General features: G+C 39.4%; 24 protein-coding genes and 1 riboswitch. Of the genes, 5 read left to right on the forward strand and 19 right to left on the reverse strand.

The genetic code is table 11. The features are described from left to right. The first annotated feature begins 117 nt into the window (after nucleotides 1-117). A complete protein-coding gene (locus J2S11_RS09210) occupies nucleotides 118-612 on the forward strand; it encodes a DinB family protein (protein ID WP_307393820.1) in 495 nt (164 codons plus the stop codon). Nucleotides 613-806: 194 nt separating this feature from the next. Here the strand turns inward: J2S11_RS09210 and J2S11_RS09215 are convergent, their stop codons facing one another. Further along, on the reverse strand, nucleotides 807-1,715 hold the full coding sequence (locus J2S11_RS09215) for an alpha/beta fold hydrolase (protein WP_307393822.1): 909 nt from the start codon (nucleotides 1,713-1,715) through the stop codon (nucleotides 807-809). 663 nt (nucleotides 1,716-2,378) lie between these two features. Between J2S11_RS09215 and J2S11_RS09220 the strand changes: the two genes are divergently transcribed. Then, nucleotides 2,379-3,047 (forward strand): DNA alkylation repair protein, encoded by a 669-nt coding sequence (locus tag J2S11_RS09220; protein ID WP_307393826.1) that lies wholly within the window; start codon nucleotides 2,379-2,381, stop codon nucleotides 3,045-3,047. Between the two features lie 888 nt (nucleotides 3,048-3,935). Continuing rightward, nucleotides 3,936-4,709, forward strand: coding sequence for a Cof-type HAD-IIB family hydrolase (locus tag J2S11_RS09225; protein WP_307393830.1), 774 nt, complete (start codon nucleotides 3,936-3,938; stop codon nucleotides 4,707-4,709). Nucleotides 4,710-4,819: 110 nt separating this feature from the next. On the opposite strand, the gene J2S11_RS09230 is transcribed toward J2S11_RS09225, so the two are convergent. The 4 genes from J2S11_RS09230 to J2S11_RS09245 form a co-directional block, all read right to left on the reverse strand. Further along, the gene (locus J2S11_RS09230) at nucleotides 4,820-5,389 is read right to left on the reverse strand and encodes a manganese catalase family protein (protein WP_307393833.1); all 570 of its coding nucleotides are present in this window, start codon (nucleotides 5,387-5,389) and stop codon (nucleotides 4,820-4,822) included. A 47-nt stretch (nucleotides 5,390-5,436) separates the two neighbouring features. Further along, entirely contained in the window at nucleotides 5,437-5,718 is a 282-nt protein-coding gene (locus J2S11_RS09235) for a spore coat protein CotJB (protein WP_307393835.1), read from the reverse strand. Then, nucleotides 5,718-5,978 (reverse strand): spore coat associated protein CotJA, encoded by a 261-nt coding sequence (locus J2S11_RS09240; protein WP_307393837.1) that lies wholly within the window; start codon nucleotides 5,976-5,978, stop codon nucleotides 5,718-5,720. Before J2S11_RS09240 ends, J2S11_RS09235 begins: the two co-directional genes overlap by 1 nt. A 258-nt stretch (nucleotides 5,979-6,236) precedes the next feature. Then, the gene (locus tag J2S11_RS09245; RefSeq protein ID WP_307393839.1) at nucleotides 6,237-6,770 is read right to left on the reverse strand and encodes an NADPH-dependent FMN reductase; all 534 of its coding nucleotides are present in this window, start codon (nucleotides 6,768-6,770) and stop codon (nucleotides 6,237-6,239) included. A 296-nt stretch (nucleotides 6,771-7,066) separates the two neighbouring features. Between J2S11_RS09245 and xerS the strand changes: the two genes are divergently transcribed. Beyond that, a complete protein-coding gene (gene xerS, locus J2S11_RS09250) occupies nucleotides 7,067-8,152 on the forward strand; it encodes a tyrosine recombinase XerS (protein ID WP_307393841.1) in 1,086 nt (361 codons plus the stop codon). 133 nt (nucleotides 8,153-8,285) lie between these two features. Here the strand turns inward: xerS and J2S11_RS09255 are convergent, their stop codons facing one another. After that, nucleotides 8,286-8,756: a carboxymuconolactone decarboxylase family protein gene (locus J2S11_RS09255; RefSeq protein ID WP_307393843.1), complete on the reverse strand. Its 471-nt coding sequence runs from the start codon at nucleotides 8,754-8,756 to the stop codon at nucleotides 8,286-8,288. Between the two features lie 190 nt (nucleotides 8,757-8,946). Between J2S11_RS09255 and J2S11_RS09260 the strand changes: the two genes are divergently transcribed. Next, on the forward strand, nucleotides 8,947-9,813 hold the full coding sequence (locus J2S11_RS09260) for a sigma-70 family RNA polymerase sigma factor (RefSeq protein WP_307393846.1): 867 nt from the start codon (nucleotides 8,947-8,949) through the stop codon (nucleotides 9,811-9,813). 159 nt (nucleotides 9,814-9,972) lie between these two features. On the opposite strand, the gene J2S11_RS09265 is transcribed toward J2S11_RS09260, so the two are convergent. The 13 genes from J2S11_RS09265 to J2S11_RS09325 all read right to left on the reverse strand — a co-directional run bounded on the left by J2S11_RS09265 (nucleotide 9,973) and on the right by J2S11_RS09325 (nucleotide 21,329). Further along, the gene (locus J2S11_RS09265; protein ID WP_307393849.1) at nucleotides 9,973-10,962 is read right to left on the reverse strand and encodes an ABC transporter substrate-binding protein; all 990 of its coding nucleotides are present in this window, start codon (nucleotides 10,960-10,962) and stop codon (nucleotides 9,973-9,975) included. Then, nucleotides 10,959-11,714: an ABC transporter permease gene (locus J2S11_RS09270; protein WP_307393852.1), complete on the reverse strand. Its 756-nt coding sequence runs from the start codon at nucleotides 11,712-11,714 to the stop codon at nucleotides 10,959-10,961. The genes J2S11_RS09265 and J2S11_RS09270 overlap by 4 nt, the downstream gene beginning before the upstream one ends. Then, on the reverse strand, nucleotides 11,711-12,481 hold the full coding sequence (locus J2S11_RS09275; protein WP_307393854.1) for an ABC transporter ATP-binding protein: 771 nt from the start codon (nucleotides 12,479-12,481) through the stop codon (nucleotides 11,711-11,713). Before J2S11_RS09275 ends, J2S11_RS09270 begins: the two co-directional genes overlap by 4 nt. Continuing rightward, nucleotides 12,474-13,157: a thiaminase II gene (gene tenA, locus J2S11_RS09280; RefSeq protein ID WP_307393856.1), complete on the reverse strand. Its 684-nt coding sequence runs from the start codon at nucleotides 13,155-13,157 to the stop codon at nucleotides 12,474-12,476. The genes J2S11_RS09275 and tenA overlap by 8 nt, the downstream gene beginning before the upstream one ends. 13 nt (nucleotides 13,158-13,170) lie before the next feature. Next, nucleotides 13,171-14,448: an acetylornithine deacetylase gene (locus J2S11_RS09285; protein ID WP_307393858.1), complete on the reverse strand. Its 1,278-nt coding sequence runs from the start codon at nucleotides 14,446-14,448 to the stop codon at nucleotides 13,171-13,173. Between the two features lie 97 nt (nucleotides 14,449-14,545). Then, nucleotides 14,546-14,646: riboswitch (TPP riboswitch) on the reverse strand. Between the two features lie 130 nt (nucleotides 14,647-14,776). Continuing rightward, nucleotides 14,777-15,199 (reverse strand): VOC family protein, encoded by a 423-nt coding sequence (locus J2S11_RS09290; protein WP_307393860.1) that lies wholly within the window; start codon nucleotides 15,197-15,199, stop codon nucleotides 14,777-14,779. Nucleotides 15,200-15,355: 156 nt separating this feature from the next. Continuing rightward, complete coding sequence (locus tag J2S11_RS09295; RefSeq protein WP_307393862.1) at nucleotides 15,356-16,129, reverse strand: metallophosphoesterase family protein; 774 nt, start codon at nucleotides 16,127-16,129, stop codon at nucleotides 15,356-15,358. A gap of 136 nt (nucleotides 16,130-16,265) precedes the next feature. Continuing rightward, entirely contained in the window at nucleotides 16,266-17,036 is a 771-nt protein-coding gene (locus J2S11_RS09300) for a TatD family hydrolase (RefSeq protein WP_307393865.1), read from the reverse strand. 19 nt (nucleotides 17,037-17,055) lie between these two features. Next, nucleotides 17,056-17,484 carry a hypothetical protein gene (locus J2S11_RS09305; RefSeq protein WP_307393867.1) on the reverse strand — a complete coding sequence of 143 codons (429 nt, stop codon included), beginning with the start codon at nucleotides 17,482-17,484 and terminating at the stop codon, nucleotides 17,056-17,058. A 21-nt stretch (nucleotides 17,485-17,505) separates the two neighbouring features. Continuing rightward, a complete protein-coding gene (locus tag J2S11_RS09310; RefSeq protein WP_307393870.1) occupies nucleotides 17,506-17,931 on the reverse strand; it encodes a hypothetical protein in 426 nt (141 codons plus the stop codon). Between the two features lie 265 nt (nucleotides 17,932-18,196). Beyond that, the gene (locus J2S11_RS09315) at nucleotides 18,197-19,390 is read right to left on the reverse strand and encodes an RNA-guided endonuclease InsQ/TnpB family protein (protein WP_307393871.1); all 1,194 of its coding nucleotides are present in this window, start codon (nucleotides 19,388-19,390) and stop codon (nucleotides 18,197-18,199) included. Between the two features lie 161 nt (nucleotides 19,391-19,551). Next, nucleotides 19,552-20,679 carry an NAD(P)/FAD-dependent oxidoreductase gene (locus tag J2S11_RS09320; RefSeq protein ID WP_307393873.1) on the reverse strand — a complete coding sequence of 376 codons (1,128 nt, stop codon included), beginning with the start codon at nucleotides 20,677-20,679 and terminating at the stop codon, nucleotides 19,552-19,554. A gap of 71 nt (nucleotides 20,680-20,750) precedes the next feature. After that, nucleotides 20,751-21,329: a DUF4269 domain-containing protein gene (locus J2S11_RS09325; protein ID WP_307393875.1), complete on the reverse strand. Its 579-nt coding sequence runs from the start codon at nucleotides 21,327-21,329 to the stop codon at nucleotides 20,751-20,753. Nucleotides 21,330-21,407: the final 78 nt, after the last annotated feature.

Consider the following 21,407-nt stretch of genomic DNA (forward strand, 5'->3'; position numbering starts at 1 on the left):
CCTCTAAATTAAACATGTCGTACTGGGTTTTACTAATAGTATTAATTATTGGACATTTACAGAATAAATTGCTAAACTTACCATGCAGTGAATCAATGTTTGAGAGGAGAAACACTAATGAACCAAACAATGGGCAGAAAAGAAATTTTACTGATGAGTTGGGACGCTGCAATGGACAGGCAAGGGTGGTACCCACCACTGGCAGCAGCTTTGGAGAGCATGAACGCAGAGCAAGCAGCTTGGCGACCTGAAGGAAAGGCGACCAACACCATCTGGGAAACCGTACGGCATTTGATTTTTTATAAAAAACGTTTATTGCAACAGTGGCAGGGCATTCAGCCGGAAGAGTCCGAAAGTAATGACGCAACATTCACCGTTGACGAACAGGGGGAAGAGGCCTGGGAACAGACGGTCTCTGAACTTATTAGCATTCATCGAGAAATTCGCGATCTTTTGGCACAGTGCAGTGAAGAAGATCTCGATCGCCCGATCCCAGATTTTCCGATTGGTGGCCATGTGTTGAACCTCTTTGTTCACGATGCTTATCATACAGGCCAGATTGTCTCCATCCGTAAGTTGCAGGGATCTTGGCCGGAGCGGAAAGACTATTAATAGTAATTTCTATTGAAAGAATTATTGTCGTACATATGCAATGATGTTATAAGAGAAAAACCAAACCCTGCGATATCTAAAAATTTCAGGGTTCTTTCTATTTTATTACATTCTACTGATAGAGTGGAAAATTACTCGGACAATTCAAAGGCTATACCATAGCACCGGTGCAGATTATTGGTCGTTCTCACAAGCTACGGAGTGCCCGGCTCCTGAAATCTTCCTGCTTCCACGTCGCAGATGAAGCGCTCAATGAGAGCAGCACATTCGCGATGATGCGTCTCTAAAAGGAAGTGGCCGCCTTCAAAAACATGGATTTCGAGCGTGTCAAGAACGCGGCTATAGGCCATGATTTCGTCTAACTCAAAGAAAGGGTCATGTCGCCCCCAAAGCAGCAGGCAAGGAGGCTGGTGTTCGCGATGGTAGGACTCAATGACCGGAAAACGAGCGACGTGTGCGCGGTAGTCTGTAAAGATTTGGAAGTGAATGTCTATGTGTCCGGGTCTCGCCATTCGTTCCCAATCGAGATGCCAGCACTCCGGCGGGTGAAGTAACTTCAGGCGTTCAGGAAGACCTCCAATATATGTGCCACGGGTGCCCTCGAAATTCAGCCACTCAGGTAGTTTAGTCTTGTTTGCCTCGGTGGGATCGGCCCAGAATGCCTTTGGAGCATCCCAATCAGGCCCCAACCCCTCATCGTGGACATTGCCATTCTGGACAACCAAACCAAGAATGCGATCTGGCCGTCGCGTCGCCAGATGGTAGCCGACAGGCGTACCGAAGTCGTTGACGAACAGGAAGAATCGATCAATGCCGAGGGCTTCGACAAAAGCCTCAATCGTATTGGCGATATTCTCAAAAGTATACTTATAGGCTTCCGTTGACGGGGAGGAAGTAAAGCCGAAACCGGGTAAATCGGGCGCGACGACATAGGCTGATTTTGCTAGTGGTTCAATAATATCACGAAACATAAACGAGGAGCTTGGAGATCCGTGAAGTAGCAGAATTGCTGGGTTCTCAGGATTGCCCGCATATCTGTAGAAGACGTCCAGATTTTCAATGACGATGGTTTGATGATGGGTTTTATGATGATAGTTTTCCATTTTTCTCTCCTTTGGAATTGAATTATGATTCTTTAGGATTAAAAATTTGATCCTTCGGCATGCCAATACTGATAATACGCATATGTTCACACATTTTTTTAACTCTTTTAAATAATAAGAGTTAATAGGGAGGAGTGGCAGCCAAAATTATCCTCACTTTATTGTTCTGTGCTAAGAATATAACATATGTAACTATCAAAGTAAATATAAATGGTTACAAAAACTCATCGATCGATTGGGATTTTGTAAACAATTTCGCTTTTGGATGGCATTTACAGAATGGAGAATACTATATGAAACTTCTAGTAGATCAATATGATAAGCCATTACGATACTCCTAATACAAGGTCTGTATACTTTGGGGATTCTAATGCAAATATTGAGGCAGCAAGAAATGCTAGCGTAGCAAGTGTTGGTCCATTAAACTATTAGGAGAAGTTTTATTGTCCAGAAACAGGAAAAATAGTATTAGACCGGGCAAATAAAGTTTTAGACTGGCGGCATGTATTAAAAGGTGCAGAAATCTTTAATAATGATACAATATTAAAAAGGTACACTTTTAGAGTAACACCTATGCAATAAGACTAATAACGAAATTAAGTTTCGATATATCCCATCAAGGACATATTATGAAACAGTGCTTTAATAAAGGAGTTGTATAAAATGAATGAAAATAAAGGTACAGAAATCAAACGTTCTTCAAAAGCAGAACACATACTATCTCAGATCAATAGTAAAACTAAGCTAGGAGACTTAAGAAAAATCGCAAAGGACATTAAAAAAGATCACGAACTAGCTATGGAACTTTGGTCAACCGAAGAGTTTTTGCCCAGACTATTAGCACTATTAATTATGGATAAAAAACTTCTTTCACAAGAAGTACTAAATAAGCTTGATAAGGATATGCAGACTCATACTTTTGAAGAGAAAAATAACATAATGGATTGGTTAATGGCTAATCAACTCACCAAAGATAAGAAGACGATTGCATTGATGGAGTCATGGGAAAATAGTCCTTCTGCTCTTCAAAGGAGAGCTTACTGGTATTATCAAGCGCGATTGAGATGGACTGGTCAAACACCGCCTGATAACACCGTAGACTTACTATCTAAGTTAGAGGCTAATATTACGCAGGAAGAACCGGAAGTTCAATGGGCTATGAATTTCACCGCAGGCTGGATAGGCGTTTATGATGAAAAATATCGTGCCCGTTGTATTAATCTTGGTGAGGAAACGGGTCTTTACAGAGGGCAAATGGTATCAAAAGGATGTACTCCCGACTATTTACCGGAGTTTATTACGATTGAAGTTAACAAACGACAAAATCATTAGTTTACCTTTGAAAATTTATTAAGGATTAATGTAAAGGGCTGATGGCAATTCTAAAAGCCGCGTGGAATCAAGGTATCCAGTCTAATACTTTATATTCTACAGACATTTATAATGAAATAAAATTGGGTGCATAAATAGGACGGTTATTAAAAATGAAGTAAAACTAGGTGGCTAAAACTTAGGCTTACTAAAAAATGAAATAAAATCCAGTGGATATATAAGTAATTGCGTATTTGTTATTAATGCACCCAGCTTTACTTCAACGGACATACACGGACAACCAAATCATAACATCTACAAATTCATTTCTAGAATTGTGTCCGATAATATATATTATGTAAACTAGAAAAAGACTTATAAGAAATTGCAAGAAAACAGCCTAACAAAAATATTAGCTGGCTGTCCCTTACTCTCTTTTTTATATGTCATTTTACTAATTCACAATATTGCTTTGGATTATAGGTACACATGAATGCTATTTAGCCAGCTTAATAAAACTTGAAAGCCCTCCTTATTGAGCACATAAAAATAACGTTTCCCTTCTCTAGCTAAAGAGACAATATTATTTTCTTTTAGTTCTTTTAAATGATATGACAACTTAGTGTTTGTAATAGTAAAACCATCTTCTTTAAGTATTTTCAATATATCCATTGGGCAAAAGCCATTGGATCCTTCTCTAGTTACGGGTAAATACTCTCTCCTTTCAAACTGAGATTCCAAAATTTCAATTATCTTAAGCCGTATAGGATCTTGAAGAGTCTTAATTAAATTAGTTAAGCTATTATAATTGTTCATACAATAAAGATACAGCAATTCTCTTGACATTTCAAATATATTTGAAATAATAGATACAGTTCAAAAGTATTTGAAATGAAGGAGAGAAAGTGTATGAGCTATAGAATTGTATTTTTTGATGTTGACGGGACATTAACAGATTATGAAAGTGGAAATATTTCTTTATCAACAAAATTAGCCGTAAAAGATTTAATAACAAAGGGATATATAGTTGTAGCAGCAACAGGAAGACCTTTATCGATGTGTAAGCAAATACAAGATTTAGGCATTGAAACATTCATTACGGCAAATGGTGGGCTCGTTAAATATAAAGAAAATGTTATTCATAAAGTACCTATGAATAAAAACATCGTCCTAGAAGTAATGGAGTTTGCCCATATAGAGAATAATGGTTTGTCTTTCTATACTGAAGATTTTAGTATGAATGGTGTAAAGGAAAAAGAAATCTTAGTAGCCTTGAAGGAAACGTTATCCCTCGATGATTATCCAGTAACTAATCCATTCATTCTTGATCAAGAAATATATTTATTATGTTTATTTGCTAATAATGAAACCGTTCAGAAGTACATACAAAGCTTTCCACACTTAACATTTAAAAGATGGCATCCGTACGTGTTAAATGTTTTGCAGGAGGATGTTTCTAAATCTTTAGCTATAGTAAAAACATTAGAATACTTTGGAATTGATAAATCGGAGGCAATTGCTTTCGGTGATGGAGAAAACGATATGGATATGTTAGAACTAGTTGATCTTGGAATAGCCATGGGGAATGCAACTGAAAAATTAAAGGATATTGCAGGTTATGTTACCAAAAAATCAAGTGAAGATGGTATTCAGTATGCGTTAAAAAAACTAGGGATAATTTAGCTTTAATCAAATTCCAGTTCACCTGTCTTTTATAAAGATTATATTATTACTTTAGAATTACAAAAGCAAAAAGTCTCACAGATCTCGTAAGACTTTTTGCTTCCTGAGCTTCAAAATATTCTTTTCGTATCCTGATCTTCTTTAATAAGCTCAACAGCCTCACGGAAACGCTGAGAGTGAACAATTTCTCTTTCACGAAGAAAAGTTAAGCTATCTTGTAAATCCACATCATCTGTCATATCTATTAACCATTGATAGGTTGCTCTTGCTTTTTCCTCTGCTGCTATATCCTCATATAGGTCTGCAATGGGGTCGCCTTTTGCTTGAAAATAAGTGGCTGTAAAAGGTACACCAGATGCATTTTGATAGAATAAAGCCTTATCATGATTAGCATAATGATCACCGAGACCAGCTTCTTTTAGTTGTTCTGGAGTAGCATCCTTAGTTAGCTTATAAACCATGGTAGCAATCATTTCCAAATGAGCAAATTCCTCAGTTCCAATATCATTAACAATACCAATGACACGCTCTGGTAGAGTATAGCGCTGATTTAAATATCTGAGGGCGGCAGCTAATTCTCCATCGGCTCCTCCATATTGCTCCATCAAAAATTTAGCCATCCTTGGATCACACTTACTTACTCTTACTGGATACTGCAGCTTTTTTTCATAGACCCACACTTATAGTATCCTCCCTTATCATATTTAACACATGAAACCGTTTTTTGTTAAACTTGCCATGGCCAAGGAGCTTCCTTCCAGGTCCATGGATACTTTGAAAAGTCATTTCCAAAATGGACCAAGGGACCATAGATTTCTGTAAATTGGTTTTTTAGTAGCATACTTTGCTCTGTCAGATCGTTATATTGCTGGATAGCTTTAAAATCCTGAGGATGGGTATTAAGATATAGGTTTAGCTCTACTAAGACAAAATCTACAACTTGAATTTCTTCTAATAGCTTATGATACTTTTCTTTTTCTTCCGTTGTCCATTGATCAAACTTAGTCATTAATCTGTGCCTCCTTTTCCTAAATCTCCTCTCGTATTGTTTTGTACAGCCATTTTCTTATAGGGGTTTTCATACGGAGCATAGAGCGCAGGCCATAAAGTACCGCGCTGTAAAGCTTCTTTTGGTGAAAATTGTGGAAGGTCATAAGGCTGAAAGCCCATATATAGCTGTGGAGGCGTTTCATAAGTTCTATACAGTAATGGTGGACAGGGATCGAACAACCCTCTAAAAGGCTTGTAGCTCTTTCTAAATGTAGCCAATAATTACACCTCCTTTAAAGATACTTATCTCCTAACACCTTATTTAGAGGGACAAATTTCTTAGAACTATTATTTTGCATTTAGATATAAAAGTTGATTGAACGAAAAAAAGAATCGTACGTAAGCACGATTCTTTTTAGGTTCTTTATTCTTTCAAAAACAACGAACCTAATCAAAGCTAGATCATTTATATTCTTATCTTATGTCATCATGTAGTTTTAGAATTATTCTTCTATGTCATCAAAATGTTTTCTTCAATTAACGAAGAGTTTTTAATGCAGTGCTCCAAGCTACAACTTGGTCCAACATTAGATTAATGTTAGCTAAATGTAAATCAGCCGGTTTGAAAGTTGAGAAATTCTCGAAATCTGTAAATAGTGAAAGTGTTGGATGAGTACGTACATCGGCAATTTGGATTTCTCCTAAAATACCACGCAAATGCTCAGCAGCACGTGCACCGCCTGTAGAACCATAGCTCACAATTCCCGCAGCTTTGTTTGCCCATTCATCACGAGCTAAATCAATCGCGTTCTTTAGAACTCCAGAAATACTGTGGTTATACTCAGGTGTAACAAAGACAAAACCATCTACACCATTTAACGCGTCAGACCACGCTTTAATTTGTTCTTCTCCACCAGGCTCTCCTAAGAATGGTAGCTTAAACTCAGCAAGATCAATGATCTCATATTCTGCATCATTTCTCTTATCTGCAATTTCCTTTACCCACTGCCCAACCTGTGGACTTACTCTCCCTGGACGCGTACTTCCCAAGATAATCCCTATTCTTAACACCTTACATCCTCCTCCATCTCATAAATTGATTTGAATTTATCTCTAATTTGAGATATCTTCTACAATTAAAATATACTATCGTTTGTTTGTACGCAAGTATAATGCTTAACAACATTTCAATTTTGTATTATGTACAAAATACAATTTTTATACATAAATCTCATTATCTTTAATTTCATAAGTAATATTCCATTACTCTTTACAAGAACATATGTTCGATGTATAATTTAAATATCTTATCCTCCTCTACCCATTCCAGACATTATTTTTATCTTATAAGCGAGGTGACCTTCACAATGAATATACTATGGAAAAAAGATTTAGAATCACTACAGAATCAGATCCCTTCACTACCTTGGTATGTGGAAAAATTTATAGATCATAAGCTTGTAGATTTAGCCCCCTCTTCCCTTCTACTTTATGCGAGAGATTACCAAGAGTTCTTGACCTGGATGATTGCTGAAGGGCTTTCAGCTTCTCCCGCACCCAAGGATGTAACACTTAGCGACCTTGAGCAACTATATGTAGAAAACATAGATTCATATCAAGCCTTTTTACGAACTTTTAAAGCAAACTCTAGCGCTACACGAGAAAGAAAAATGGCTGCTCTTAAATCACTCTTCCACTATTTAAGCCAAATTGCCGAGGATGAGGATCACTACCCCCTTCTCAAACGAAATGTAATGGCTAAAATACGAATGAAAAAGAGAAGCAAGGATGAGATCATTCTTAGCAAGCTTGAAGGAAAAATTCTAGAGAGCGATAAAGAAATCTATGCCTTTCTAGACTTCATAAGGAACAAGTATATAACGGTTGTAGCAGATAATAAACAAGCTCTCTATTATTACAAAATCAATCAAATAAGAGATATTTCAATTATTAGCTTGATTCTATTTTCAGGGCTACGAGTGGCCGAGGTCACGAATCTGGATGTAAAAGACATTGACCTAGCCAAGAAAATTGCCTACGTCTATCGTAAGGGCTACGGCAGTGACAACTCAAAGCAAGCCGTATATTTTGCTGAGGAAGCAAAAGTCGAGCTAGAAAAATACTTAGAGATTCGTGAAAGTATATACACTCCAGATAGAGCAGAAGGATCTCTGTTTTTAGCTACTGCTCGTGGTCAAAAGCAAGGAAAAAGGATGTCTAAGCGTGCCGTACAGCAATTGGTTATTAAATATGCCCAAGCGTTTGGCAAACCACAGCTTACCGTCCATAAATTGCGTCATTCCTTCGCCACTAGCTACTATCTTCATAATGATATATATAAAACATCTAGGCAGCTTGGGCATAAAAGTACAGACTCTACACAAATCTATGCCATGCTTAGTGATAAAACGATGGCCAAGGCAATAGATTTTAAGAAAGTGAACAGAGAATAATGTCAAATATGGACTCGTCTAAAATATTATCTATAAATGAACAATGGAGTCAAAATATAAATAAGACCATAGAGAGACTTAAAGATGTCATCACTATGGTCCTCACCAAGTTTGTAAATTTACAATTAATACTTTATTCTTCTGGTATACGAACGATCTGTTTCGTAGGAACATTAAGCCTATTCCAAAGATTTACCGTCGCAATTCCTGTAATTAGTGTAGCCAATCCCTCCTCCGTATAGTGCTTTGTTGCTTCGTTGTAAACTTCATCTGGAACTGGATTTATACGATCATTTATTCGAGTAGCTGCCTCACTAAGAGCAAGTACAGCTCTTTCTGCCTCATTAAAGTAAGGTGTTTCTCTCCAGGCAGCTACAGCAAATAATCTTGTTTCCGTTTCACCTGCAGCTATCGCATTTTTGGAATGAAGTTCTACACATACACTGTCTCCATTGATTTGGCTTGCACGTAAATAGCAAAGAAAAAGTGTACGTGCTGGTACATTGTTTTTTTCTGCAGATGCAAATAAAGCTTTACCTAGATCTTGCAGGGATTCCATCACTTGAGGTACGATCATAACGGGACTTTTCATTCTTGATTGCATATGAAAACACTCCTTATATTTTTCAATTTGAACCTAACTATTAGGCCCTTCACTATTAAGACGTATCTAGATAAACCGAATGTGACAAAGATCGAAAAAGTAATAGCTTTTGGTTTTATGTCACATTACACTAGGATTATTCGTCATTATTTATATAGGTATATTTATTTAATAAAGGAGAATTGGGATAATGAGTAGTCCTGAAACGTTGGCAGAACAATTTGAATCTAATAGGGAACATCTTAAATCCGTCGCCTATCGTATGCTTGGTTCACTGAGTGAAGCAGATGATGCTGTACAAGAGACTTGGTTACGCCTTAATCGTTCAGGTACAGACCAAATTGAGAACCTTCGCGCGTGGCTGACAACAGTAGTTTCGAGAATATGTCTGGATACATTACGCTCCAGAAAAATAAAGCGGGAGGAATCATTAGAAGCTCATTTTACTGATACCTTTGAGAGCTATGATGCAGAAAGCAGTCCTGAAGCTGAAGCTCTACTAGCTGATTCTGTTGGAGTAGCCTTGCTTGTAGTACTTGATCACTTAAAGCCTTCAGAACGTATCACATTCGTCCTTCACGATATATTTTCTATCCCCTTTAATAAAATTGCTTCTATTCTAGGGAAATCTGAGATAGCAACAAGGAAAATAGCAAGCAGGGCGCGTCGACGAGTACATGGCGCAGACACTAGGAAAGCCTCTGATTTTGAGCATAAACACGAGCTTGTGGACGCCTTCTTAACGGCTGCCCGTAAAGGGGATTTTGATCGATTATTGGATGTACTGCATCCAAACGTTGTCCTTAGAGATGATCGCCAAACAGGTACGATCAGAACCACTAAAGGTGCAAAAGCTCTTGCGAATCAAGTCATAGGACGCGCACAGGCTGCACAGATTGCGCTTATAAATGGATCAATTGGAGTCATAGCTGCCCCTTATGGAAAATTGCTGTACAGTATTCAATTTAAAATGACAAAAGAAAAAATTACTGAAATAGACTTAATCTCCTCTCCGACTAGATTAAAAGAGCTTGAGATAGAAGTTGTAAATCTATGAGTCGTAGATCTATGAAAGGATGTAGTTTACGTTCCTATTTATTTCTTCAAAAAAAGTGCTTGGAAAGGGATATTAATCCTTCTTTCCAAGCGCTTTTAATCTGTTCACTCTGTAATTACTATTATGAGTAAACCAACATAGAATAGAACATACTTATTTTCAGTTTATGTTTATAAAAAACTCTTCTGCCTCAGGAGAAGTAGTGATTAACCCCGCCTCATACATCCAGTCTCGTACTTCCTCCCATGAACTGATCTGTTGTGAACCAAACGCCTCACCTTCTCCAGTCATTTTAGGTAAAAGAATTGACATACTCTCCTTTTCTACCTCTTCAATAAGCGGGAAATTGGTTTGATCCTGATTGCTAAGCAGAATAGAAAGGGCTTCATCTGGATTTTGCTGCATAAATTCAAAGCCTTTTCGTGCAGCTCTCCAAAACGCCTCAATGCCTTCCCGCTCTTCCTCCCATGTATTTTCACTAGTCACTAATACAATTTCATTGTAGGCAGGAACACCGAAATCAGTTGGGTTAAAATAACGAGTTTCATACCCCTCGTGGCGAAGCACTGGAACCTCATGATTAATATACGCACCAATAACGGCATCAACATTGTTAGTTACCATAGATGAACCTAGTTCAAATCCCACATCAATCATATCAACAGCGTCTGGATCTCCTCCATCATGACTAATCATGGTATGCATTAATGCCTCGTTAAGTGGAATTCCAGGGTAGCCTAGCTTCAATCCTTCTAAATCCTTTGGCGATTGGATCGGACTATCCTCTAATAACACAATATGATTTAACGGGGAACGCACAATAGATGCAATAGCTTTAACAGGTACATTCTCATTTGCACGTGCCATAATGACATCAGGCTGATAATACAGACCAAGTGTTATACGATCTGCAGCTACTAAATTTAATGGGTCCGTAGGATTAGTTGGAAACTGAATAGATACATTGACACCTTCTTCTTCAAAATACCCTTTTTCCTCCGCTACATATAGATAGCTATGAACGGCATTTGGATACCAATCTAACATAATGCTTACTTCATGATTATCACTAGAGCTACCTGTTTGTGAACATGCAGCTAATACTAAACTCATAAGTAAAAGTAAACCCAATTTCAAGCTCTTTTTCATTTCGTCTTCCTCCATTTTAGAACAACGGCTTCTATTTTTGATACAGCTAAAAACAAAATAATTCCTAGTACAGATAATAATAGGATTGGAGCAAATACAGCAGGTCCATCAAATTGGGTCATCATTCTTCTACTAAAGTATCCTAGACCCGATTGAGCGCCTAACCACTCACCAATTGCTGCTCCAATAACACTCAACGTAACGGCAACCTTTAAACCTGAAAAAAAGTGTGGCAACGCAGAAGGAACACTCAGCTTCAGAAAAATATCCTTTGGACGAGCTCCCATCGTTAAGAGTAATTCCTTATACTCCTTACTGACAGAACGAAAACCATCATACGTATTCACCGCAATAGGAAAAAATGTAATAAGTACGGTAACCGCTACCTTCGCCCATATTGAATAACCGAACCATAAGACAAAGATTGGTGCTAAAGCAATAATTGGGATTGTTTGCGAAGCAATAACCACCGGATAAAATGTACTTCTAGCCCAGCCTTTTAGTGACATTAACGCAGCTAACCCTACTCCAAAAATTAGAGAAATGAGTAAGCCAATTGAAACAATAAGTAATGTGGACGGTAAATGATGGAGCAGTAAAACCTCTTTTAGCTCCCATAACCGAATTAAAATTTGCACAGGGGACGGAATAATAAACTTTTTGTCATAGATTCGTGCCCATATCTCCCAGATCACCAATAAAACGAGGACAAAACTCAGTGCAGCTCCATACTTTTTAATGACGTTCCTCATTGACCATTGCCCCTTAGCTGCTGGATGAGTAGTTCCTTTAGAGCAATAACCTGACCTTGATTCAAATCACGTAATGTCCGTGGTCGATCAAGTGGAACCTGTACCTCCTGCAATTCTTTAATTGGCTTTTGTGTGCAGACCAATATACGATCAGATAAAAAGAGAGCCTCGTCTACATCGTGGGTGATAAACAAGATCGTTTTCCCCCACCTTTCCCACTGCTGAATAAGCCATTCCTGCATAGAGAGACGAGTTATGGCATCTAAAGCACTGAAGGGCTCATCAAGAAGTAGAATAGGAGAACCACTTAGTACAGAACGTAAAAAGGAAACTCTCTGCCTCATCCCGCCAGAGAGTTCAGTTGGGTAACGGTGTTCTGTTCCTGCTAGCCCAAACTCATCAAGTAGGTCAAGCACCTTCCGTTTCGCTTCCTCCTTGCTAACTCCTTTTAACTCAAGGGGTAAGCAAGAGTTTTCCAAAATCGTCCTCCAAGGAAGAAGCAAGTCTTGCTGTGGCATATATCCGACTTGCCCCAACCGATCTTTTTTCCATTGACCAACCATGAGTATTTGCCCTTGTGAAGGCTGCTCTAGACCACTAATTAATCGAAACAAAGTCGTTTTCCCTGACCCACTCGGTCCGATTATGGAAACAAACTCTCCTTTTTCAATACTTAAACTTAGGGAATCTAGTAAATGACCTTGGCTTTCTACTACCCCTTCGTAGGAAAAATCAACATGCTCAAACTGCAAAACCGGTTTACTCATCTACTTGCTCATCAGGCCACATCGTCTCATGGTAAGCCATATCCCAGAACATATACTCGTACCGAGTTGTATTTAAGAAGATTTCCTCCAATCGCTTCAGCTCTTTGGATGATTTACCCTCGGCCAAATCATCCAACAGCTCAATACACCAAGTGGCTAGCTCCCCAAACTCTTCAGAGCTATACATGCTAATCCACTCTCCATAAAATTCATGCTCAGCTGCACCCGGAATTTGACTTAACTCCTTGCCAATCTCCCAATAGCTCCACATACATGGAAGCAGGGCAGCTACCAATTCTGCTAGAGTTCCATTTTGTGCAGAATGCAGCATATAGTGAGTGTAAGCAAGCGTAATAGGAGAAGGCTCTGCTTGTTCAAGCTCTTCCTCTGAGATATCAAATCTTTTCGCATACTGTCGATGTAAAGACATCTCTTCATTTAAAGTAGAATCTAATAGGGCTGCAAATTTCCCCATCGTTTTCGTATCCTCAGACTTAACGGCTCCAATGGCGAAAAGCTTAGCATAGTCGATTAAATATAAATAATCCTGTACCATATAAAAGCGAAATTTTTCTCGATCTAATGTTCCATCTCCCATTCCAGTGACAAAGGGATGAGTATGATTTTTGCGCCAAATAGGCTGTAGCTTCTCATATAAACGTGCTGAAAATTTCATATTAATAGCCTCCTTATTTTTTCGTATGTGTCCATGTATACATGAATATTAAAATAACCTTCGTATAATCCACTAACTGCTGAATGGATACCTGTTCATTTACCGCATGTGCATTCCTTAGATCCCCTGGACCATAAATGGCTGCTGGAATCTCTGCATGACCAAACCAGCCTCCATCCGTCACCGTTGCTGATACATCCTGAATCACAGGTGTCTTCAAAACTCCTTCATGAGTTTGAGCTAAAAGCTGAACAGCACGGTGAGCTGGATCTACCTCAAGAGCCGGAAAAATTTCACCGCGATCCTCAATCATGGAGGAGCCGCCCCATTCAAAAATCAATGGATTCTCTCTTAACCATGGATCTGCTTGGGCGACTAGCTGTAAATGACCTTCAATTTCTTTCATCACTTGCTCATGGGTCTCATCGGGATAGAAATGAACGGTAATCCACAGTCGACATTCATCTGCAATAAAGGCAGCATGCCTACCGCCTTCAATAACGGCAGGATTGATCGTATTGGCTCCAGCGGGACAACCAGGATAACTTTTCATGACTGCCCAATCACGCTCAAGCTCCTGTAGCCCAGCAATAACCTTCATCATTTTCTCAATAGTGCTTGCCCCTTTAAGCCCTCCACCGGCATGGATCATATTTCTGCGTGTGGCATCGTGGAATGTCTGGCTACTTTTAAGCGTTACCCAGCCCGTGATGACTCCTCCCTGACCCTGAATATGAAGATCACTTGTATCCACGACAAGAGCAAAATCAGCTGTATATCCCTTCTCACAGCAGGAAAGTGTTCCAGCCTCTCCAACCTCTTCTCCAACTACAGATTGAAAGGTCAAATCTCCAGGCAATTCAATCCCAGCCTCCTGCAACAATTGAATGGCAAACAGAGCACCAGCTACGCCCCCCTTCATATCCGCAGTGCCTCTACCAATGACAACCCCATCGCGAACAATCGGGGTAAAAGGATCACTTTCCCACACCTCATCCTCACTTACTTCAGCCACATCAATATGCCCATTAATGATTAGACTTTTATAGCTTGAAGAATCCCTCCCCTTCAGTTCACCTACCACATTTGAGTCGCCCGGATAGAGCTCCCATTGTTCCACATCAAAGCGCATACTCTTTAAATAATCTGCAATAAAAGCCTGAGCATCTCCAGTATTCCTAGCAGGCGGTGCTGGAGTTTTGAAACGTACAAGCTTCTCAAGCAAACTGATGAGCTCATCCTGACGATGATCGACCTGCTCGACTAGCTGCTTTAACTGATCTTCGTTCATAAGATATACCTCCTAACTATGTATAGCCTAAGCAAATGTGAACAAACAAAAAACCACTTTCTAGTCAAAGAAAGCGGTCTATTATCCAAAAAGAATATACGACATTCATCCACTTCCCTTACGCTAGCATTACCTAGATCAGGTTCAAGGGTTAAGGTCATAGACCTCTCTCAGCTATTCGCACCCCTAGTGATTCCTATTTTATTCAATTGAAAACAATCTACTTAAGCTTATCACTTTGTCGGAAAATGATCAAATCATTTCCGAGCATCTCTTCCCATAAAAACAACAATCCTTTACGCGAAACCCTTTCCACAAAGCCAACCATTTACCATTCACCCATGCCTAGATTAAATTGCCACTGTATGCCAAACTTGTCTGTTAAGCTGCCATAAAGCTTGCTCCAAAATGTCTCTTGAAGCTCCATCTGCACGTTTCCACCTTCTTTGAGCTTGTCAAATAACGCTTTAATCTCATCCTCACTATCTAATACAAGTGACAGACTAAAGTTGTTCCCTTCTACAAAAGGCATATTAGGAAAAACATCAGAGAACATCATATTTCTTCCGTAAACGTTTAAACGCGTATGCATAACCCAATCCTTTACCTCCTCTGGTAATGGATATTCAGGATTCGGCGGTACCTCACCAAAGGTCATAATTTTAGGCTGCTCAGTACCAAAAACCTCAGCATAAAATTTAACAGCTTGACGGCAGTTTCCCTTAAAGTTTAGATAGATATCTACTGACATACGGATGGCTCCTTTATTGTAAAATTTAGGGCTAAATTAAGCATAATACAGCTTTTCGTCTTCAGCTCTATCATATATGATTTCATTTTTCATAGCAATTATACTTTACTATCCATTCTGTTGTCTTTACGAAGAGTTCCTATAAAACCTGATAGCTTAATTCATGTTCATTTTATTTTCATTAGCTAGCTTTTCCAAAAACTCTAGCGCTTCGTCCTCTTTAGGACCACTCAACAGGTTCCCTTGTATAAAATCAGAAGCCTGAGGGTTTCCGCTAGACTCTATTAGAAGAGCAGCTGCTTGTAAATCGTATGGTGTATACCGAAACTCATAGCCATCACAACTAATCAGAGCCCAATATGCCCCAGGTTTTTCTGCATAAGGCATACCTACACTTCCAGCATTAAGTATGCTAATGTTCTCAACACTCTCTTTAAACTGCACGTGTGTATGACCACAAACAACCCAGTCATGAGTAACGTTAGTAAACATAGCTTCAATCCTCTCTTTAGGGGAAAGGGGAGTAAAGATTTCATAATCATTACGAGGAGTAGCATGGCAAAACAAAATATGACCTAACCCCTCAATCGTATACTCTACTTGACTTGGAAGATGAGCTAAGAAATCTCTCATCTCTGGTGAAAGCTTACCAGCAACCCATTCCGCTTCTTCTTTAACAGCTCCAGATAAGTGCTTTGGAAGCTCCTTGCCATCGTAGACTAGCACAATTTCTCTGTCTCCATTACCACGTATATATACAACCTGATCTCCAAGCTTCGATAGAGCTTCTAATGTTTCAATAGGCATTGGACCAAAGATGAAGTCCCCACCTATTACAATTCTATCAGGCTTTACCTCCTTCAATTCCTCTAGAACTGCCTGTAACGCTGGAAAATTTCCATGAATATCATATAAAGCAGCAATTTTCATCTCAGCTTCCCTCCAATTATTTAATCAAGACTGACGTATGAAAAAAACATAAGTCATGAGGTCAACTTACCGCCATCATGCTGTGCAACCCCGTGCGCTGAGAGCTACTCACGGTCTTATAAGGAACTCACTTATTCTAAATGATTAAGTGATAACAACCCCGTGTATTCATAACCAATTGATTCCGTACTAAATCAATGGATATTCCTTTAACCTCTGCTACCTTTTGAATAGCTCTTTCAATCATAAGTGGAGAGGTACGCTGTCCTTCAAAAGGAGCCTTGTATGACCATGGCCCATCCGTTTCAACAAGTAGCTGGCGTAAGGGTACGAGTTCAGCCAATCTCTGATCACGCTCTCTATAGCAAATCTCTGGAGTGACAGATATAAAGTACCCTGCTCCAACTATCTCAAGCACTACGTCCTTCGGTGCTTTAAGCCAGTGAAAATGGGCTTGCTTTATACCTAATTGCTGCAGTAAATCGAGTACAATCTTTGCTTTATCATGTACGGCATGAAGGGCTACGGGCAATTGATTGAGTTGTGCTACCTGCAAGCATCTCGATAAGAAGTCTATGTATTTATCTAAAGAATGTGGTAGCTTATCCAATTCATAATGTGGCAATCCAATTTCACCAATAGCCGTTATTCGAGCTTTTTCCACAGTAACTAAAGACTGCCACTCTAGAAATTCAGCCTCTGAAGGTAGAGGGTACTCGGGGTGAAAGCCAACAGCAGCAAAAACAAAGTCCGGATACCTAGCCTGAAGCTCTAGAGATCTATAGGAGGATGCAAGATCATTGGAGACAGCTATCACTGCCTGACAGCCACCCATCTTCCACTCTTCAATCTGCTCATCAAGCGATTCCTTGTGGTACAAATCTAGGTGAATATGCGCATCAATCATAGCCAACCTCTCCCTACCTTTACTCTAAAAACTTTCCATCCCCATTAAGATTCTCATGCTCACTATCAACAGAATGCCAAACCTGTTTAACATTACCTTCTGAACTAACATAATAAGCATATTGCCAGCCCGGTTCACTTTCAAATGCAACAATAAGATGATAGGGGTTGTATTGACGGTACGTTCTATGATCAATTGCTGTAATGTCCCACTTTTCTTTTGGATATCTATCCTCAAGATAATCTTCTAACATAGTCATTTTTTCTATAATTTGATAATCGATCCAATACGGACGAAACACGAAAAAAGCTACAATGACAAGGGCAACTGCTCCAGTCAACATGTAACCCACTATTTTTCGCTTTCTAAATACGAGCATGAATATAACCAGAAGAATAAGAAATAGACCAACGCTAAACAATATTTCTATAAATGTAATAGGATGCAAGCAACCCTCTCCCCACATCTTCTATTCTGCAAACTTGCCCTCCGAATCGAAATCCGCATCTCTTGGATAATACCATAGCTGCATGACCTCACCGTCAGAGCTAACCGAATACTTATACTCTCTATTAGGCTCATTGTCAAATGTAACGTCTATGTAATGTAGACCAGTTGGGCTATACATCCTATAATCAGACCTTATAACCTCAAACTGCTCACCTGGAAATCGGTCCTCCAGATGTACCTCCAACGTATCTATTCTTTCTTTGACTTGGTAATCGATCCACATAGGGAGAAGGACTAAAACAAAGGAGTAGATGAGTACAGCTAGTACTGAATAAGTCTTGAGCATTTTTCTTCGATCCTTAAAGCTAAGTAAGCATACAAGATAGACAACTAGAGCTAGACCTGTACTTAACATAATTTCAGCAGAAGTGATTGAATTCAACATTCCCCCTCCTAGAAGAAAGATCATTCATTGACAAAACTTTCCTTATCAAAAGCATAACATACTACTCTACTCTATGAACCTCCCGCCACTTAATTTCATTTGAAGTGGGGGTTTCTCAATAAACCTAGTAGAATGCTTCGATGAACAAACCGGTTTACGCTTTGCTCTTTAGAACGAAGTTCTAGAAGTCTTTTTACTAAGCTAGATTGAGCAACAATATGCCTCGCGACATATAGGGGCGGAACAGACCATCTACTACTTCTAGCTAAGCTATCCGTAGATACTTTGTTTTCTTTAATTCAAAATCAAGTGATCGGATTTCACCATAATAGGTTTTGGCATAGAAATTACTAGCCCCATGAATATCCCGGTGTTGCTCATATCCGCACTTACACCTGTAATGTCGAGAAGCAACTTTCTTTCTTCTTTCACAACAAGGACATTGTTGTGAAGTAAAGGATTCGTCATGCTTGTTCAGCTCGATCCCCTCGGCATCAAGCTTGTAGCCTAAGTATTGATAGAGCTTACCAAACATCCAATTCGATACCTTTTGGTTTGTCGTTTGACGGCGAACCTTTTTGTTTTTCTTTTTACGCTTGGAAGTATTCCGCCCGACCCCTTCCACATCACCAAAAGCAACCTCCCTTACCTTATTTTCTAAGCACCAGGCGACGAATTGCTTTGTTGTTTTATGCAGGGCATCCTTTAGTTGATTCGCACTTTTTGAAAGGATATATTGCTTCGCTCTATTATACTTTTTCCATTGCTTCGAGTATTTTTGACACTTACTCATTTTACGCCCTAGTTCTGCTAGCTTCTTGTTTCTAAGTTGGTGAATGGAACGCATTTTACGACCCGTGATGATGACGCTTTCTCCATTTGATGCAACAGCTGCAATGGTATGAATTTCACCCGCATCAATAGCAGCTAGATGTTGACCCTTATTTTCTTTTCGTCCAACACCATCTTCATAGGACATACAAATCATCAACTTTCGATCGAAAATCAATTCAATTTCTTTGACTTCACCTTGTGGTAAACGACCTACCCAAATCACAAGAGGCTTTTGTCTTTGACCCTTCCAATTTCCCATTTTCAACTCTATTTTTCCGTTCTCATGCAGCACAAACCCGTTATTCGCCCATTTCGTGTTGAAGGTCTTCTTTTTCTTGTAGGGGTACTTATTTTTTAGTCCTTTTCGACGCGCTTTCATCGCCGCATCTCTAGAAAATAAATAGTTGTGACACACGGCTTGAATGGATTGAGAGTGGATGGGAAACAACCCTTTTGTTGCTGTTTGTAGTTCACTTTTGGTGATCCACTTTCCGCTTTTAACATGATGGGCTCTAGCTAGTTCCACACAATAATTCCATACTTGACCTGACACGCGATTACAATCAAAAAGCCTATCTATGGTATCTGCACTTGCCACAAAATTTGTTTTTAGACAGCGTAACATCATCTCACCACCAAACATTTGTTCTATTTTTATATTACCAAATTTCTGATTATAGTACAACGATTTTTCTATATATTATCACGAAAAAAAATAAAAAAGCCATTCATCTCCCACCTAAACTCTAACGAGTTTTGAGGAAGGAGAATTCTGGCTGAATTTTGTTAAAACTCTATCCGTTCAAGAGCCTCAGTAAGCGGATAATCCTCAGGCTTTAACTCCAAAGCCTCTCCTAAAGCGAGATTCGCTAGCTGAGAGCCTAAGTACGGTCCAGCTGTAAGTCCAGAGGCACCTAATCCATTGGCTAACAGGACTTCCTGATGTGTAGGAAGAGCACCGAAAACAGGAAGAAACCCAGGGGTAAAAGGACGAAAGCCTACTCTAGCTTCTACGAAAGTGCTAGTCATTAGTCCTGGAGCAACCTCTAACATTTTACTTAAAATTTCCTGCACCCCTCCTGCCGTCACGCGGCTATCAAAGCCCATCTCATCCTCATGAGTCGCCCCCACCACAATCCTTCCTTCACCAAAAGAGAGGAGATACTGGTTAGTAGGAGGCATGATAACTGGCCAATGATTGGTATCCGTTTGAGGCATTTTAAGATGAAGGATCTGTGCCTTCTGAGGAACAACTTTAAAATCATAACCAAGCTCTTTTACACTATCCTTTCCCCATGCACCAGCCGTAATGATGATTCGATCAGCTTCTAGAAAGCTTCCACCTACATTCACACCAAGCACTGTATTCTGTTCCACAACAAGTTGTGCATGTCCACTCATTAACAAACCACCTAGCTTTTGTGTAGCACGAATGAGTGCATCTCTCAGCTCTCTTCCATTGACTCTCGCAGCACCACTAATATGAACAGCCCCATAACTATCCGCTAATGGAGGATAATGCCTTTGGGCCTCAGCAGGAGATAACCGTGTAATCTCACCTATTTCTGGAGCATCCTCCAAGCGTTTATATGCTCGTTCCTCCATCTGCTCTAGCTTTTTTTCATCTGTATGTAAGCTAAGAGCACCTACTTTGAGATAACCTGTATCCGTCTCACCCGCTTCTTCTAGTTCTTTAATTAAAGCATGATAATACCTAGCTCCATTCCTAGCTAACTGATACCAAGCTTTGTTACGCCTTTGAGACAGCCAGGGACACACAATCCCTGCTGCTGCATCTGTAGCCTGACCTACATCTCTTCGATCAACTAACGTCACCATAGCTCCTGCTTTAGCCAAATGGTACGCTGTGGACGCCCCTAAAACTCCAGCCCCAATTACAATATATGTACGCACAACAAACACCCTTCTTTTTCATAAATGGATAAACTAAGTATATCAAAAACCATAACTTTTCTAAAAATAGATCAATTAGCCTTATTAATCAAAAACTTTAGCTTATCATCATTCCAATCATACAATTGTAGAAGCGCCATATATGGATCACCAACTAGTCCTAAAAGCTTGGCAAAAGCTGGCTCCGTTTTAAAGCCAGCTGCTTTAAGCTCACGTATGTATTTCAATCCTTTCGAGCCCATTAGTTGTAGAATTCTGTACTCAATCACCATATGCCTATATCCATTTTGCTGAACAGTTGGAAGCGATTGACCAAAAATCTCAAAGGGCCAGCCTAAGTGTGTAAAATTCACAACAATCCGTTTTATCCCATTCACCGTACTTCTGCTACATACAAAATCATCATATTGCTGGAAGTGAGAGACACAGTGCTTTTCAAAATGTTCAAAATCATGAACCTCACAAATTATGTCTAAATCACTTTCCGGAAGATCAATCTGAATAGGTATGGTACCTACAAGCAATGGATCAAACTTCTCTAAAAGCTCCATAAGCCGCATACTGCGTAATGTCTTATAAGCATCCTTTTGTCTTTCGTTTCCTTTAGCTAAATAGTCAATCTGAGTAAAATCTTGTGATGAAGTAATCATGAAGCATCCATTCCACCCTTCTGATAAAATCATATATGTATTCACAAATTCGCCGACACAAATGGCAAGCATCTTGAA

The organism is Bacillus horti (assembly GCF_030813115.1).
Lineage (GTDB): Bacteria > Bacillota > Bacilli > Caldalkalibacillales > JCM-10596 > Bacillus_CH > Bacillus_CH horti.